The organism is Brevundimonas sp., assembly GCF_030656255.1.
Taxonomy (GTDB): domain Bacteria; phylum Pseudomonadota; class Alphaproteobacteria; order Caulobacterales; family Caulobacteraceae; genus Brevundimonas.
Map to the genome: position 1 here is coordinate 1 of NZ_JAUSOE010000110.1, position 16,564 is coordinate 16,564.

Annotated in this window: 12 protein-coding genes and 1 pseudogene; 9 read left to right on the forward strand and 4 right to left on the reverse strand. The window is 68.9% G+C overall.

Going from position 1 to position 16,564, the window contains the following annotated elements; genetic code table 11:
- The 8 genes from Q7J26_RS11380 to Q7J26_RS11415 form a co-directional block, all read left to right on the forward strand.
- Positions 1-949: efflux RND transporter periplasmic adaptor subunit (locus Q7J26_RS11380; protein ID WP_304936561.1), on the forward strand; the 949-nt coding region annotated here is incomplete at its 5' end.
- A gap of 11 nt (positions 950-960) precedes the next feature.
- Positions 961-4,182, forward strand: coding sequence for an efflux RND transporter permease subunit (locus tag Q7J26_RS11385; protein WP_112863180.1), 3,222 nt, complete (start codon positions 961-963; stop codon positions 4,180-4,182).
- Between the two features lie 38 nt (positions 4,183-4,220).
- Positions 4,221-4,781: a cation transporter gene (locus tag Q7J26_RS11390; RefSeq protein ID WP_008261511.1), complete on the forward strand. Its 561-nt coding sequence runs from the start codon at positions 4,221-4,223 to the stop codon at positions 4,779-4,781.
- Positions 4,778-5,467, forward strand: coding sequence for an isoprenylcysteine carboxylmethyltransferase family protein (locus tag Q7J26_RS11395; protein WP_008264189.1), 690 nt, complete (start codon positions 4,778-4,780; stop codon positions 5,465-5,467). Before Q7J26_RS11390 ends, Q7J26_RS11395 begins: the two co-directional genes overlap by 4 nt.
- A gap of 150 nt (positions 5,468-5,617) precedes the next feature.
- Positions 5,618-7,684 carry a heavy metal translocating P-type ATPase gene (locus Q7J26_RS11400; RefSeq protein WP_304936562.1) on the forward strand — a complete coding sequence of 689 codons (2,067 nt, stop codon included), beginning with the start codon at positions 5,618-5,620 and terminating at the stop codon, positions 7,682-7,684.
- Positions 7,681-8,124 (forward strand): DUF305 domain-containing protein, encoded by a 444-nt coding sequence (locus tag Q7J26_RS11405; RefSeq protein ID WP_088582518.1) that lies wholly within the window; start codon positions 7,681-7,683, stop codon positions 8,122-8,124. Before Q7J26_RS11400 ends, Q7J26_RS11405 begins: the two co-directional genes overlap by 4 nt.
- A 3-nt stretch (positions 8,125-8,127) precedes the next feature.
- Positions 8,128-8,550, forward strand: a complete 423-nt coding sequence (locus tag Q7J26_RS11410) for a hypothetical protein (RefSeq protein ID WP_112863181.1) — start codon at positions 8,128-8,130, stop codon at positions 8,548-8,550.
- A complete protein-coding gene (locus tag Q7J26_RS11415) occupies positions 8,551-9,756 on the forward strand; it encodes an acyltransferase (RefSeq protein ID WP_105625181.1) in 1,206 nt (401 codons plus the stop codon).
- Here Q7J26_RS11415 and Q7J26_RS11420 read toward each other — a convergent pair whose 3' ends face one another.
- Positions 9,757-10,395, reverse strand: coding sequence for a Fur family transcriptional regulator (locus tag Q7J26_RS11420; protein ID WP_231492484.1), 639 nt, complete (start codon positions 10,393-10,395; stop codon positions 9,757-9,759).
- Between the two features lie 66 nt (positions 10,396-10,461).
- On the opposite strand from Q7J26_RS11420, the gene Q7J26_RS11425 reads away from it, so the two are divergent.
- Entirely contained in the window at positions 10,462-12,618 is a 2,157-nt protein-coding gene (locus Q7J26_RS11425; protein ID WP_287106114.1) for a heavy metal translocating P-type ATPase, read from the forward strand.
- Between the two features lie 446 nt (positions 12,619-13,064).
- Here Q7J26_RS11425 and Q7J26_RS11430 read toward each other — a convergent pair whose 3' ends face one another.
- The 3 genes and pseudogenes from Q7J26_RS11430 to Q7J26_RS11440 all read right to left on the reverse strand — a co-directional run bounded on the left by Q7J26_RS11430 (position 13,065) and on the right by Q7J26_RS11440 (position 16,555).
- On the reverse strand, positions 13,065-13,532 hold the full coding sequence (locus tag Q7J26_RS11430) for a DUF411 domain-containing protein (protein ID WP_035307575.1): 468 nt from the start codon (positions 13,530-13,532) through the stop codon (positions 13,065-13,067).
- 153 nt (positions 13,533-13,685) lie between these two features.
- Positions 13,686-15,716 (reverse strand): annotated as a pseudogene (locus tag Q7J26_RS11435) (NAD(+) synthase); the annotation flags it as partial.
- A gap of 167 nt (positions 15,717-15,883) precedes the next feature.
- Positions 15,884-16,555 (reverse strand): class I SAM-dependent methyltransferase, encoded by a 672-nt coding sequence (locus Q7J26_RS11440; protein ID WP_230307678.1) that lies wholly within the window; start codon positions 16,553-16,555, stop codon positions 15,884-15,886.
- Between the last annotated feature and the right edge of the window lie 9 nt (positions 16,556-16,564).

The window sequence follows — 16,564 nt, forward strand, 5'->3', positions numbered from 1 at the left end:
CGTCGGTCGGGGAGGGGGCGCCGAAACCCGGCTCTCCGGGCGGGTCGAGCCCATGGTCGACGCGCGCGCCGCTGTGGCGGCGTCCGTCGGCGGGCGGGTCGAGCGGGTTCTCGTAGCTCCGGGCCAGTCGGTCCGGATCGGTCAGCCCCTGGCGAGCGTCGTCAGCGGTGAAGCGGCGACGTTCCGCGCGGACGCAGACGCGGCGGCCGCCGAAACTGAAGTGGCGCGCCAGGCTTATCAACGCAACCGCAATCTGGCGGACCAGGGCGTTGTCGCCCGACAGGAGGTCGAGGCGTCCCGCGCGCAACTGCTCAGCGCCGAAGCCGGCGCCCGCGCGGCTCGCGCGCGGTCCAGCGCGGCGGGCTCGCCCAACGCTTCGGGCCGCCTCAGCGTCACCAGCCCCATCACCGGAGTCGTGACCAGCGTCCAGGTCGGACCGGGCGGCTTCGTCGCCCCTGGCGGCGTTGTCGCCGAGGTCACCAACCCGGCCAGGGTTGAGCTCGTCTTCAACGCGCCGCCTGCTTTGGCCGCCAATGTAAGGGCCGGGGCGCCTCTGCGGGTCAGCAACCCCAGCGGCGACTTCGACGCCATCGTCACCGGCGTTGCCGCAGGCGCGGGCGGCGAAAGCGGCGCCACGGTCATTCGGGCCCGGCCGACGGGCTCTGTCCTCCCGCCGGCCGGTTCCGCCGTCACGGGGGCGATCGTGACGGGCGAGACGACCGGCGGTCTCACCGTGCCGACCGAGTCCGTCCAGACCGTCGACGGCAACACCGTCGTCTTCGTTCAGGTCCCGAACGGCTTCCAGGCCCGTCCGGTGCTCGCCGGTCGTCAGGCCGGGGGGCGGACTGAAATCCTGCGTGGCCTCACCGGGGCTGAACGGGTCGCCGGCACGAACGCCTTCCTCCTCAAAGCCGAGCTCGCCAAGGGCGAGGCCGAGCACGGTCACTAGGGGCGCACCGCATGTTCAAATTCATCATCGAACTCTCGGTCAAATTCCGATGGTTCGTGGTTCTCGCCACGGCGCTTGTCGCGGCCTACGGACTCCTCGAGCTGACACGGCTTCCCATCGACGCCGTGCCGGATATCACCAATCGCCAGGTCCAGGTGACCACGGTCGCTCCGGCGCTCGCGCCTGAACAGATCGAACGACAGGTCACCTACCCGATTGAAACCGCCATGGCCGGCATTCCCGGCCTGACCACGACCCGATCCCTCAGCCGAAACGGCTTCAGCCAGGTCACGGTCATCTTTACCGACCAGACCGACATCTATTTCGCGCGCCAGCAGGTCGCCGAACGGCTCGCGGGCGCCCGGGAGGCCATGCCTGACGGGGTGGAGCCGACCATGGCCCCGATCACCACGGGCCTCGGTGAAGTGCTGATGTGGACGATCGACTACAAGCCATTCAACAGTCAGAACCTCGCCAAGCCTGGCGAGCCGGGCTGGCAGGCGGGCGGAGCCTATCTGACGCCCGAAGGCGATCTGCTTTCGACCCCGCAGCAGCGCGCCACCTATCTGCGCACCGTGCAGGACTGGATCGTCGCGCCGCAAATGCGGACCGCCCCCGGTCTCGCCGGCGTCGACACCGTCGGCGGCTATGTGAAGGAGTATGCGGTCCGTCCGGACGCGGCGCGCCTTTCCGCCTACGGCCTGGGCATGGGCGACCTTATCCAGGCCCTCGATCGCGCCAACACTCAGGCCGGCGCAGGCTATATCCAGCGCGCTGGCGAAGCTCTGACGGTCCGCACCGACGCCTTGGCCTCCACCGTGGAAGATCTGGCTCAGGCGCCGGTCGTCAACCGGAACGGCCTGATCGTGCGGGTCGCCGATGTCGCCACGGTCGAGATCGGCCAGGCTCCGCGCCTGGGCGGCGCCAGCCGTGACGGCCACGAGGCCGTGCTCGGAACGGCGCTGATGATCGCGGGCGGCAACAGCCGCACCGTGGCCCAGGCGGCCGGGGAGCGACTCGATGAGGTTCGCAAGACTCTGCCCGCAGGGATCGAGGCGGTGACGGTCCTTGACCGTAGCGCCCTGGTCAACTCGACCATCTCGACCGTGGCCCGCAACCTCACCGAGGGCGCCCTTCTGGTCATCGTCGTGCTGTTCCTGCTGCTCGGAAACATTCGTGCGGCCAGCATCACGGCCTTGATGATCCCGATCAGCTTCCTGTTCGCCGTCATCGGCATGAATAGGTTTGGCATCAGTGGAAACCTGATGAGCTTGGGCGCGCTGGACTTCGGCCTTCTGGTCGATGGGGCGGTCATCGTCGTTGAAAGCACCTTGTTGATGCTGTCGCAGCGGCGGATCGATCTGGGACGGGCTCTGACCCGTCGGGAACGCCTTGATGTCGCCGTGGCCGCAGCTCGCAAGATGGTCAAGCCAGCCGCCTTCGGTCAGCTGATTATCCTGCTCGTCTTCACCCCCTTGCTGATGCTCGAGGGCGTCGAGGGCAAGACGTTCGTCCCCATGGGCGCAACGGTCATGCTGGCGCTCGTCGGCGCCTTCATCTTCTCCTTCACCTTCGTTCCGGCCATGACGGCCCTGCTGGTGCGGGACCCCAAGAAGGTCGAGACCGACGAACACGGCCAAGCCCACGAACATGAGACCTTCCTGCTCCGCCACGCGCGGCGTTGGATCCAGCCGGCCATCCGCGCCGCCGTCGATCGTCCTAAGATCGTGCTGATCTCGGCACTCGGCGCGGTTGTTGTCGGTGGTCTGGCCTTCTCGTCCCTGGGACGGGAGTTCATCCCCACTCTGGACGAGGGCGACATCGCCATGCAGGCGCTGCGTGTTCCCTCGGCGTCGCTGGAACAGTCCCTCGCCATGCAGATGGCGTTGGAACGGGTCATCACCGCCCAGCCGGAAGTCGAGACCATGTTCTCCAGGACCGGCACCGCCGAGGCTGCCGTCGACCCGATGCCGCCCAACATTTCGGACAGCGTCATCGTTCTGAAGGACCGCAAGGACTGGCCGGATTCAGGTCTCGAGAAGGAAGCCTTGCTCGAGCGGTTCGAAGAGCTCGCCAACCAACAGATCGGGAATAATTTCGAGTTCAGCCAACCCATCGAGCTCCGCTTCAACGAACTCATTTCCGGGGTCCGGACCGACCTCGCGGTCATGGTCTACGGCGATGACTTCGACACCATGCAGCGGGTCGCTGATGAGGTGGCCGGCGTACTGCGGCAGACCACCGGCTCCGCCGACGTTCGCGTCGAACAAGCGTCGGGCTTGCCGACGCTCACGGTCAGCGTCGATCGGTTCGCGGCGGCCAGCTACGGCCTGTCCGCAGCCGACGTTTCTGAAGCGGTCTCGGCCGCCATCGGCGGCGCGGAGGCCGGCCGGATTTTCGAGGGCGACCGTCGCTTCGACGTCGTCGTCCGTCTTCCGGACGATGCGCGCAACGATCCGGCGGCGCTCGCGGCCCTGCCGATCGTCTCTTCGACAGGCGTAACCGTGCCGCTGTCTTCGGTAGCCCGTATCCAAAGCGCCGAGGGGCCGAACCAGATCAGCCGCAACGACGGTAGCCGACGGATGGTGGTCCAGGCCAACGTTCGCGGCCGGGATCTGGGCGGCTTCGTCACCGACGCACAAACCAAGGTGGACCAAATCCAGCTCCCGCCGGGCGTCCGCCTGACCTGGGGCGGTCAGTTCGAGAACCTCAAACGGGCCGAACAACGGCTGGGCCTGGTTATTCCGATCGTCTTCGTCCTGATCGGTGTGCTGCTGTTTATGGCTCTGGGGTCGTTCTCCGAGGCTGGGCTGGTCTTCGCCTGCGTGCCCTTGGCCTTGATCGGCGGCGCCTTGGCGCTTCTCATGCGAGGGATGCCGTTCTCGGTGTCTGCGGCCGTTGGCTTCATCGCCGTCTCGGGTGTGGCGACCCTGAACGGACTTGTTTTGATGCAGGCCATTCGCGAGCGATTGCAGGCGGGGCTCGCGCCCCGGGACGCGGCGATCGAAGGGGCGTCCAGCCGATTGCGTGCGGTGTTGACGACAGCCTTGGTCGCCATTGTCGGCTTCATCCCGATGGCGCTCGCCCACGGCGCGGGGGCCGAGGTTCAGAAGCCTCTGGCGACGGTCGTCATCGGCGGCCTTCTGACCGCGACGGCCCTGACCCTGCTGGTCCTGCCGACCTTCGCGGCCAAGGCGGTGCGTCATCGCAAGGACGAGGGGGTTGAGGATTGATTGCTCGCACTCAGGATGACCGTCAGCAGCGACGCACGTTGCTGACGGTTCTCGCGCTCAACGCGGGCCTGGCATTAGCGCTCGGGATCGGCGGCTTGTCCGCCGATTCCAGCGCTCTGCTGGCCAATGCAGTGGACAACGCCTCGGACGCTGCTGTCTATCTGATCAGCTTTCTCGCGATCGGTCGGCCTGGTTCGTGGAAGCGGGGGGCGGCGCGCCTCTCGGGCGTCATGCTCCTTATCTTCGGCGCTGGCGTCCTTCTGGACGCGGGTCGTCGATTCCTCATCGGGACCGAACCGATCGGCCCGACCATGATGGGACTCTCGGTCGTCGCAGCGATCATCAACCTGATCTGCCTGCAGTTGATCCGCCGTCAGCACAGCGGCGACGTCAACATGAAGGCTGCCGAGACGTTCAGCTTTAACGACTTCGCCTCCAACGGGGGAATCCTCGTCGCCGGGGCCCTGGTGCTCTGGCTCGGCCAGGCGTGGCCGGACCTCGTCGTCGGCGTCCTCGTGGCCGCCATCGCGTTGAAGGGCGGCGTGGATATCCTGCGCGATGCGGCTAAGGATCGTCCGGCTGAGGGGGAGGGGCAATGATGCCGCTCGAGCCCTCCGACAGCGTCTCCAAGCCCGCAAGCCCCGCTTTGTCCGGCTCCTCGCCCCCTGATGACGCCTGTCGATCAGCGGTCGATATCCAATCCGTTCAACGATGGCGCAAGGCGGGCATTCTCGTCGGGGGCCTGCTTCTTGTCGTCTGCGCGGCGCTCGTCACATCCTGGCCCTTGCTCGAACATCCTGTCGAGCATCTGGGCCTGATCGCCATCATGGTTTGCATCATCGGTCGGGCTTGGTGTTCCCTTTACATCGGTGGCCGCAAGAAACAGGAGATCATATCCGCAGGACCGTATTCGGTCAGCCGCAATCCGCTGTACGTCTTCAGCTTCATCGGCGCGTTTGGCATCGGCGCCCAGTCCGGCAGCCTTAGCGTCGGTTTGGTCTTCGGATTAGCCTGCTGGGTGGTGTTTCGCATCGTGGTCGGCCGCGAAGAACGCTTCCTCTCCGACGCCTTTGGACACGACTACCAAGCTTACCGTGAGCGCACCCCTCGGTTCCTGCCCAAGCTCTCCCTATGGCGCGACGAGGCGGAAATCATGATCCGGCCGGTATTCTTCGTCCGCACGGTGCGCGACGGCTTCGTCTTTCTCCTAGCGCTTCCGCTTTTCGAAGCGATTGAGCAGCTCCAGCGGCTCGGGGGCTTTAATGCCGTCGTGCCCGTGCCCTGAGGTCGGGAGAACCGGGATGACCACCTGCGAGCGGATCGCGCTGGAACCCGCTGGCCCGGCGCGCCTTCGCCCGTGTCGCTATCCCGCCCCCTCGATCGCGGCGGTCGCCGCAAGCAGCCGCGATTCCCAACCCGCAACGGGACCCTATTTATGACCAGCACAACACTGCCGGACCATCTCCACACCAAGTCCGAGGAGCACGATCACGGTGGCGTTCTAGGCTCCAATACGGAGCTGATCTTCGCCCTGACAAGTGGCCTTGCTCTGGGCCTTGGATTCGCCCTCGAGAAACTCGCAACGGGCCTTCCCTCTTGGATTCCCCTCGCCCTCTTCCTGATCGCCTACATCTTCGGCGGCTTTTTTACGGTGCGAGAAGCGTTCGAGAACCTCCGCCAGAAGCGCTTCGAGATCGATACCTTGATGCTCGTCGCAGCCGCAGGTGCGGCGGCGCTCGGGGCCTGGGCCGAAGGCGCTCTCCTGCTGTTTCTGTTCAGCATCGGCCACGCGCTCGAACACTACGCCATGGGCCGCGCCAAACGCGCGATCGAGGCCCTGGCCGAGCTTGCCCCCCGGACAGCCCATGTGCGACGCGACGGGCAGGTCGTCGAATTGCCTGTCGAAGATTTGGTCGTCGGCGACACCGTGGTGGTGCGTCCAAACGAACGACTGCCCGCTGATGGCTTTGTCGTGGTCGGCACCACAAGCATCAACCAAGCCCCCGTGACCGGCGAAAGCATGCCTGTCGACAAGCAGCCCGTCGCGGATCCCGAGGCGGCGCGGGCGAGACCGGCCCAGGTCGGATCGCCGTCTCTCGTCTTCGCGGGCACCATCAATGGCTCAGGCGCCATCGAGATTGAGACGACCCGCACATCGAGCGACACCACCCTGGCCAAGGTGGTTCGGATGGTGAGTGAGGCCGAGACGCAGAAGTCGCCGACCCAGCGCTTCACGGACAGGTTCGAACGCATCTTCGTGCCTGTGGTGCTGGCGCTCGCCTTTGTCCTGCTGTTCGCCTGGGTCGTCGTCGATGAGCCGTTCCGCGACAGCTTCTCTCGCGCCATGGCCGTGCTGGTCGCCGCGAGTCCTTGCGCGCTCGCCATCGCCACCCCGAGCGCCGTCCTCTCGGGCGTCGCCCGTGCGGCGCGCGCCGGTGTCCTGATCAAGGGCGGCGCGCCGTTGGAGAACCTCGGCTCGCTCAACGCCATCGCCTTCGACAAGACCGGCACCCTGACCGAGGGACGGCCGCGGATCACCGACGTCATGACGGTGCGCGGGACGAAGGAGGGCGATCTTCTGGCGGTCGCTGTGGCGGTCGAACGGCTCAGCGACCACCCGTTGGCGGAGGCCATCGCGCGCGACGGTGGCGCACGCTTGCGCGATACGATCATCCCGGCCGCGATCGACCTCAAGAGCCTGACGGGCAAGGGCGTGACCGCCCAGCTGCACGGCGAGACGATCTGGATAGGGAAGCCGGAGATGTTCGGCGTCGACGGCGTAGCGCCGCTCGGCGACGAAACAACCTCTGTCGTCGCTCAGTTGCGACTGCAGGGGCGAACCCTGATGGTGGTGCGACGCGGCACGCGCGATCTCGGTGTCATTGGGCTTCTTGATACGCCTCGCCCAGCAGCGCGGCCGACGCTGACCGCTCTTCGCGCCCTCGGCATCGGGCGAATGATCATGATCTCGGGCGATCACCAGAAGGCCGCACAGGCGATCGCCGGACAGGTCGGCCTGACAGAGGCTTGGGGCGACCTCATGCCCGAGGACAAGGTCGACGCCATCAAACGCCTTCGCGCTGACGGCAAGATTGCCATGGTCGGCGACGGGGTGAACGACGCCCCGGCCATGGCCACGGCGACCGTCGGTATCGCGATGGGCGCGGCTGGCTCCGATGTTGCGCTTGAGACCGCCGACGTCGCCTTGATGTCCGACGACCTGTCGCAGCTGCCCTTCACCGTCGGTCTCAGCCGACAGACGCGGCGCATCATTCTCCAGAATCTCTACGTCAGTCTCGGAATCGTCGCCTTCCTTGTGCCGGCGACGATCCTCGGCCTTGGCATCGGCCCTGCCGTGGCGCTCCACGAGGGGTCGACCCTGCTGGTGGTGTTCAACGCTCTGCGCCTGCTCGGCTACCGCGACCGAACGGCGCCCATCCTTCCCAGTGCAATCCCGGCCGCCCCCGTGGCCCCGCCGGCTCTCTCGAGGACATCGTCATGAAGCGTTTCGGATGGATTTCCGTCATCGCCGTCTTTCTCGCCCTGTCGGTCTTCGCCTTCGGGATGATCTCGCGGCAAACCCGCGAGGTCCCTGCGGCGCCGTCGGCGGCTGACTCTCGCCCGAGCGACACCGAGGCAAGCCACGCTGGCGAGACCACGGACAGCCCATCGACTCGCGCCTATCGCGAGGCCAGCGCGAAGATGCACCAGGCCATGAGCATCAACTACACGGGCGACGCCGACATCGACTTCCTGCGCGGAATGATCGCCCACCACGAGGGTGCGCTCGCAATGGCCAAGGTCGCCGTCGAGCATGGCGAAGCCCGCGACGTGCGTAATCTGGCCGATGAGATCATTGCGGCCCAGGAATCCGAAATTGTCCGGATGAGAATCCTTCTTGCGCGCCATGAGGACACGCCCGCGCCCAACGCAAGGCCCTGACGCATGGCCGGCAAACGCTTCACCGTGCGCGGCCGGAGCATTCGTTGGCGGGAAGGCCGCTATCGCCAACGAGGTAGGCGGCGGCTCCAGGCGCGCCCGCTGAAGCCACGGCCCGTGCTCGATACGCTCGTCGCCATCGGGGTCAGCCTGTTCGCAGGAGGCCTGGTCTTCTGCATGGCCCTTCTGCTGCTGGGCGCACACAAGGTGCCGCTGCATTTTGGTTACGGGGCCATTCTGGGCGGCGTGATCGGCTGCTCGTTTGTGTTTGGACCCCGCGATAGGCCCGGACTGATGGTCGTCGGAGGCTTGGTCGTCGTTTGGGTTTTGGGAACGGCCGTCCTCTACGCTTCGCGAGACCAGATCGTCCTGCGTCCACATGAGCACCGCAGCGCCGCCGCCAAGTCTGCGCCACGGAAGGCTGACTGAATGCCCGAAGCCGCGCTGACCGAGCCATCGCCTCGCCCCGTCCGGATCGCGCGCGGCGGCTGGCTGGACGCGCTGCGTTTTATCGTAGGGGCGCTGATCATCCTCTACCATTTCCGCGAGGCCGCGCCTGTGCCTCTCGGACAATTGCATCCAGTCTTCGAGCGCGGCTATCTGCTCACCGACTTCTTCATCATCGACTCCGGCTATGTCCTGGCCCGCATCTACGGTGATCGCCTCGCGTCCGGACAGGCCTCGCTGCGCGCCTATGCGCGCCAGCGCCTGCTGCGGGTCATTCCGGCCCACCTGGCGGTCAGCCTCGTCCTGGTGCTGCTCGTCGGCGGCGCCGCCCTGGCCGGGATCGCGCCCAGCAATCCGCGCTGGTTCGACTGGTCGCAACTGCCCGCGCAGGTGCTACTGGTCCAGGCCTATGGCGTGCCGGGCGGGCAGGGGTGGAACGCCCCGACCTGGACCCTCTCGGCCCTGATCGGCTGCTATCTCCTGCTGCCCTGGATCTGCCGCGCCCTGTGGCGCTGGCCGCCGGTCGCAATGGTGATCGGCGCGACGCTCCTCGTCGTCGCCGCCGATATCGCCGCCTCGCTGTGGCTCGGCGATCCGATCTACCGCCTGCCGATGCGCTACGGCATCCTGCGCGCCCTGCCGCTCTTCCTGCTCGGAGTCGCGGCGGCCTTCTACGGTTCGCGGGTCTGTGTCGCGCCGCACCGGGCCAGGGCGATCGGCCTCGCCGCCGCCTTCGCGCTCGTGGGGCTGCAGGCCTTCGGCGCCTTCAGCCTGGTGTCGCTCGGCCTGATGACCGTGATCATCTGGGCCGCCGGCGCCGTGCCGGTGCGCAGTCCTTCACGGCTGATCGAGCATCTGGCCCTAATGTCGTTCTCGATGTTCCTCACGAATGAGGTGAGCCGCATCGTCTGGTTCGGCCTGCTCGACGCCCTTGGACAGGAGGCGTGGTCGTCCGGCGTTCGCTGGGTCCTGTGGGCGATCGGCTTGGTCGGGGCGTTCGTGGCCGCCGCCGTGTTTCGCTACGGCTTCGACCGACCGGTCCAGACCTGGCTTAGTCCGTCCCGACGGGGGGGGGCGACCCGAATGTCGGCCGCCGCCACCGAACGGGCCATGGAACTGGCCGCGGGCCCCGGCGTCGCCGCGGCCGGGCGCCCGGGCCAGGCCGTCATCGACCCGCCGCGGGCTTGATCAGGGGCGCGGCTCAATGCTTGCGGGCCCGGACCCCGCGGCCGCCTCCGGCTCCGTCTGGAGGACCGGATCCCGGGCGGCGCCGGGGCGCGGCGGGCGGCAAGCCGAACACAGACCCTGGCCTTCGAGCGTGATCCGTTCGATCTCGTAGCCCGCCGCTGTCGCGGCCGCGTTCAGCGCAGCCAGGTCGGGCGCGGGAACCTCGCGACAGGAGCCGCAGCAGTCGCACAGCAGGTAAAGGGCCGGCGCGCCGGGCCGCTCGGGATCGCAGGCCACGTAGGATTTGAGGGTGGAAAGACGATGAACCAGTCCTCGGGTCTCGAGGAACTGCAGCGCCCGATAGACCGTCGCAGGCTTCGCGACGCGGGCATCCTGGTGATACGTCGCCACGAGATCATAGGCCTTGGCCGGAGAGCCCGCGATAAGCAGGAGCTCCAGCACCCTGCGCCGGGGGCGCGTCAGCCTGTCCCCAGCGGCGGCCACGCGGGCGGCGGCTGCGCCCAAAGCGCGTTCCACCTGTGCCGCCGTCGGCGGCGCGGTCTCCCGGTCGTGCGGACAAGGCGAGGTCATCAACGGGCTGGGCCCGGCCTCCAGGTTCAGCGGACGGCGCCCTTCACTCCAACCGAACGGCGCGCTCATTTTTAGCTTGCATCTACAGTCGCTGGAGGAGGTAGCCTTGCCCTGTAGAGATCACAAGGAACAGACATGACGGCGCAAACCCTCGAAAGCCGATACCGGGTGACCGGGATGGATTGCGCCAGCTGCGGCCGCAAGATCGACACGGCGATCCGCAGGCTGCCGGGCGTCGAGGACGTGTCGGTGGCGGTGCAGACCGGCGTGCTGAAGATCAGGCATGGCGGAGACCTCGCTGACGAAGCGGTCCTGCAGCAACTGCGCAACCTGGGCTACAGCGGGGAAGCGGCCTCGCCGACGTCCGGATCCGTTGCGGCGCCGGCCGGCCCGCCTCCGGCGGCCGCCGGGGCCGGGGGCGCCCCGTGGTGGTGGACCGGGAAGGCGCGCCTCACCGCGCTCTGCGGCCTGGCGCTGCTGTCCGCCTATGGACTGGGCACGCTGTTCCCCTCCCTCGAACGATACGCCTTCCTCGCCGCCCTGGCCGTGGGGTTGATTCCGATCGCGTCGCGCGCCTTTTCGGCGGCGCGCCACGGCACGCCCTTCTCCATCGAAATGCTGATGACCATCGCCGCCGTCGGCGCCGTCTTCATCGGGGCCGCGGAAGAGGCCGCCGCCGTCGTCCTGCTGTTCCTCGTCGGCGAAATGCTGGAAGGGGTGGCGGCCGGACGCGCGCGCAAGAGCATCCAGGGGCTCGCCGCCCTCGTGCCCAAGACCGCCTTCGTCGAGGTGGACGGCGTGACCACGGAAGTCGCCGCCGAGACCGTGGCGGTGGGCGCGGTCATCCTGGTCCGGCCCGGAGACCGCGTTCCCGCGGATGGCGAGATCATCGAGGGCGCGGGAGACCTCGACGAGGCCCCGGTGACGGGCGAGAGCGTGCCCAAACGCAAGGTCGTGGGCGATCCTGTGTTCGCCGGCACGATCAACGGCGGCAGCGTCCTGCGGGTGCGCGTGACGGCCTCGGCCTCGGACAACACCATCGCCCGGGTGGTGCGTCTCGTCGAGGAGGCGCAGGAATCGAAATCTCCGACCGAACGGTTCATCGACCGCTTCTCGAAAATCTACACGCCGGGCGTGCTCGTGTTCGCCGCCCTCGTCGCGGTCACGCCGCCGCTGCTGTTCGGCGGAACGTGGAGCGAATGGATCTACAAGGGCCTCGCCGTGCTGCTGATCGGCTGCCCCTGCGCCCTGGTCATATCCACGCCGGCCGCCATCGCCGCCGGCCTGTCGGCGGGCGCCCGGCGCGGCCTGCTAATGAAGGGCGGGGCCGTGCTGGAAACGCTCGGCAAGATCACCGCGATCGCCTTCGACAAGACGGGGACCTTGACCGCCGGCAAGCCCGTCGTCACCGACGTCGTCGCCGGGACGCGGGACGCCTCCGCCCTGCTGACCCTGGCGGCCGCGCTGGAGACGGGATCAAGCCATCCGCTGGCCCTCGCCATCCTGGCCCGAGCCGAGGCGGATGAGATCACGGCGCCGCCGGCGTCGGCCACCCAGGCCATTGCGGGGGAGGGCGTCGAAGGCGAGGTCGGCGGCGAACGCATATTCCTCGGCTCGCCGCAGGCCGCGGCCCGGCGCGCGCCGATCTCGCCAGCCCAGGACGCAGCCATCGCCGCCCTCAACGCCGAGGGCAAGACGGTGTCCGTCCTTGTCGCCGCAGGCGGGGTGGCCGGGTTCCTCGCCATGCGTGACGAGGCGCGGCCCGATGCGGTCCAGGGTCTGGCCGACCTGAAGGCGCGGGGCATCCGCACCGTCATGCTGACGGGCGACAATCGCCGCACGGCGGAGGCGGTCGCCGCCGGGCTGGGCATCGAGCCCCGGGCCGAACTGCTGCCGCAGGACAAGCTGGTGATCGTCAAGGCGCTCCAGGCCGAAGGTCTGGTGGTCGCCAAGGTCGGGGACGGCATCAACGACGCCCCGGCCCTGGCCCAGGCGGATGTCGGCATCGCCATGGGCGGCGGCACCGACGTGGCCCTGGAGACCGCGGACGCCGCCGTCCTGCGCGGCCGGGTCAGGGACATTCCCGACATGATCGCCCTGTCCCGCGGGGTGATGGGCAATATCCGGCAAAACATAACCATCGCCTTGGGATTGAAGGCCGTCTTCCTGGTCACCACCGTGATCGGAGTGACGGGCCTGTGGCCCGCCATCCTCGCCGACACCGGAGCCACGGTCCTGGTCACGGCCAACGCCATGCGCCTGCTGCGCTGGACGCCGCGTCGACAGGCCTGACGGGAGAGAGCCGGGCTCGAAGGGCCGCGCCGGGAGGGATCCGGGTCAGCCCCTGGCCAGCGAAGGTCAGGGATTATCCGGCGCCGCGCAACCCTGCCTCCGCTCGCGGATTGCATCCCGACACGGCAAGCGACGCCGGAGCGGAGCGCAGGGTGTCATGGGCGAACAGACTGGCGATCAACCGGATGTCGATGGCGAGCGCCCCGACACCGCGAGGACCCGCGGCGAGACTGATCCGGACGCTCCCGCGACGCCGCCGAAGCTCCATATGACGGGCAGGGGTCTCAGCCCGGCCGAGTATCGCGCCCAGCACGGCGGTCACCCGCATCAGGCTGACTTTTCGCGAGGCGCCGATGGCGGCGACGACCCGGCGGAAGCGGCTGGGGCGGGCCAACCCGACAGGCCGTGAACCGGTCGCCTGACGCCCTCCGGCCGCGGGTCGGCGGTCAGGTGCCGTTGTGTCGGCCGAACACGCGGGTCGAGCCGTCGTTGAGGATCAGCACCGTCGTATAGGGTTCGCGGCCGGCGGCCTCCATGCCCGGCGAGCCCGCCGGCATGCCGGGCGCGCTCAAGGCCCTGGCGGCGGGGCGTTCGCTGAGCAGCCGATCGACATCGCCGGCGGGGACGTGGCCTTCGATGGCGTAGGCGCCGACCACCGCCGTGTGACACGAGGCCAGCCGGTCCGGAACGCCGTGCTGCGCCCGGATCGGAGCCAGATCCTCGCGCTCGACGACCTCGACGGTCCAGCCGGCCTGGCGCATGTGCGCGATCCAGCCGCCGCAGCAGCCGCACCAGGGCGTCTTGTAGGCGGTCATCCGCTTCGGCGGCGCGGCGAGGGCCGGGCCGGCGAAGGCGAGGGCCGGCAGCGCCGTCAGAAGGGCGCGTCGGGAGGGGGAGGGCGAAGAGGCGGGCATGACGGCATCCTGGCGAGCGAGGCGACGATCCTAGCCGGATCGCCGGGCGTTGACGACGCTGACGATGTCGCGGGCCGCCGTCAGGCCTGGCGCCCCCAGGACGCGAGCAGACCGCCCTGGCCCGAAAACCGGCGGGGCGTCGTGCGGGGCGAACTATGGGACATTGCGCTTCAGGTCGTCCAGCCAGACCCGGGCGCTCGCGTCCGAGGGCGCCCGCCAGTCGCCGCGCGGCGAAAGGTTGCCGCCCGAAATCACCTTGGGGCCGTTCGGCATGGCGGAGCGCTTGAACTGGCTGAGGGCGAAAAACCGGGTGACAAACACCTCCAGCCATTGCTTGATCGTCGGCAGATCATAGGCGGCGCGCGAGGCGGCCGGGAAGTGGGCCGGCCACGCCCCCGCCTCGAGATCCCGCCAAGCGTGCCAGGCCAGGAAGGCGACCTTGGAGGGACGCAGGCCGTAGCGCGTCAGGTAGAACAGGTTGAAATCCTGCAGTTCGTAGGGCCCGATCCTGGACTGCGTGCTCTGAAGCGCGTCCGCGGCGGCCTGCGGCACCAGCTCGGGCGAGATCTCCGTGCCCAGCACGCCAAGCAAGGTCGCCGAGGCCGCCTCGTCCAACTGCCCGGTGGCCGCGACCCAGCGGATCAGGTGCTGGATGAGGGTCTTGGGGACCGAGCCGTTGACGTTGTAGTGGCTCATGTGATCGCCGACGCCGTAGGTCTGCCAGCCCAGCGCCGACTCGGACAGGTTGCCTGTGCCGAGCACCAGGCCCTCGCGCTGGTTGGCGAGCCGGAACAGGAAGTCGCTCCTCAGCCCGGCCTGGACGTTTTCGAAGGTGACGTCGTAGACCGGTTCGCCGCGGGCGAACGGGTGGCCGATCGCCTCCAGCATCGTCCGCGCCGCGGGCCGGATGTCGATCTCTTCGCCCGTCACCCCGAGGCTTCGCATCAGGGCCCAGGCGTTGCGCTTGGTGCCCTCGCTGGTGGCGAAGCCGGGCATGGTGAAGCCCAGGATGTCCGTGCGCGGACGGCCCAGGGCGTCGAAGGCCTTCGCCGCGACCATCAGGGCGTGGGTGGAGTCGAGGCCGCCGGAGACGCCGACCACGACGCGCCTGACGCCCGCCGCGTCGAGGCGCTTGGCGAGGCCCTGCACCTGGATGTTGAAGGCTTCATAGCAATCCTGGTCCAGCCGGGCCGGATCGTCCGGCACGAACGGAAACCGGTCGTGCGGCCGCAGCAGCCCGATATCGACGTGCTCCGCCGCATGCTCGAAGGCGATCCGCCGGAAAGCGTGCTCGGGGTGGCCGGCGGCGGCGGCGGCGTTGTTGAAGGTGGGCGTCCGCAGCCGCTCGAGGCGCATGCGTTCGACGTCCACGTCCGCCACGGCCATCTGGGCGACGTCCGGGAAGCGGCGGGTCGCGGCCAGCAGACGGCCGAGCTCGTGGATGGTCGCCTGCCCGTCCCAGGCCAGGTCGGTGGTGCTCTCGCCGGGCCCGGCCGCGGCGTAGAGGTAGGCGGCCTGGCATCGCATCGACTGCGAGGCGCAGAGCAGCGCGCGCTCGTCGGCCTTGCCGACCACGATGTTGGACGCCGACAGGTTGCAGAGCAGGGTGGCTCCCGCCAGCGCCGCCAGGGTCGAGGGCGGGGTGGCGGCCCAGAAGTCCTCGCAGAGCTCCATGTGGAAGACGAAGTCCGGGACGTCGCTGGCCTCGATGATCAGGTCGGTCCCGAACGGCGCCCTCTGCCCGGCGACGGCGATGTCCAGGCCGCGCACGCCGGCGCCGGGGGCGAACCAGCGGTTCTCGTAATACTCCCGATAGTTCGGAAGGAAGCTCTTGGGCACGACCCCCAGGACGCGGCCCCGGGCGAGGGCGACGGCGCAATTGTAGAGCCGTCCGTTGCGGACGAGGGGCGCTCCCACCACCAGCACCGGCTGCAGGTCCCGGCTCGCCTGCACGAGCTCGGCGAGCGCGGCGTTCACCGCCTGAAGGAGGGCGTCCTGGAGCAGGAGGTCGTCGATCGCATAGGCGGACAGGCCCAGCTCCGGAAACAGCATGAGGTCGGCGCCGCGGGCGTGTCCCTCCCGCGCCAGTTTCAGGGTCTCGAGGAGGTTGGCCGCCGGATCGGCCACGGCGATGCGCGGCGTGCAAACCGCCACACGCACGAACCCCTGCGCCCGGTTGGAATAGAGTTCATGCGCTCGGCCTCCTTTGGCGTCGACCGGTACAGGAGCGGCCCGGCGCCCGGCAAGTTGCGCCCTCCGTCGCGCGCCGCGGCCGCCCGAGCTCGGGCCCGCCGTCATCGCGGGCAGGCGGAGCTCGCTGTCGAGGGCGTCGCGGCGCCCCCGACGGCGGCCTACGGCCGCACGGCCGCGTAGAGGGAGATCGACCCGGTCGGGGTGGGAATCCGCCGCGTCTCGCTCACGGCCTCGAAGCCGGCTTCGCGCATGAGGTCCGGGAGCACGCCGAGCGCATTGGGCTCGGTGTGCTCGAAGCCGTCCAGCATCTGAACCTGCCGGAAGAGCAGGCGCATCAAGGGATTCGCCTGGCGGCCGGCGTCGGCCATATGCAGCCGGCCGCCGGGTCGAAGCGCGCCCAGGCAGGCGGCGAGGATCGCCCGCTTCACGGGCATCGGGCATTGATGCAGCACCAGGCTCGAGACCACCTTGTCCGCGGCCGCGCCCGGCAGGATCGCGGTCAGCGCGTCCCCGTAGCCGGCTCGCCATTCCACGTGGACCCCGGCCCGGCGAGCCTTGTCGCGCGCGATCTCCAGCACCGCCTTGTCGGGATCGACGCCGATGAGGCGCGATCCCGGCGACGCCGTCTTGAGCTGGATCGCGAAGGTCCCGGTGCCGCAGCCGACGTCGAGGATTGTCTCGCCAGGCTGCGGATCGGCTTCCGACAGCAGGGCGCACCGCCAGCGACGCTCCCGGGTCATGACGGCCAGCACCCTGTCGTAGGCGCCGGTGAGCTCGTGGCGACCGAGCGCGGGGACGAAGTCTCTGTCCTGGTTCATGGCGACGAGCATCGCCTGGAT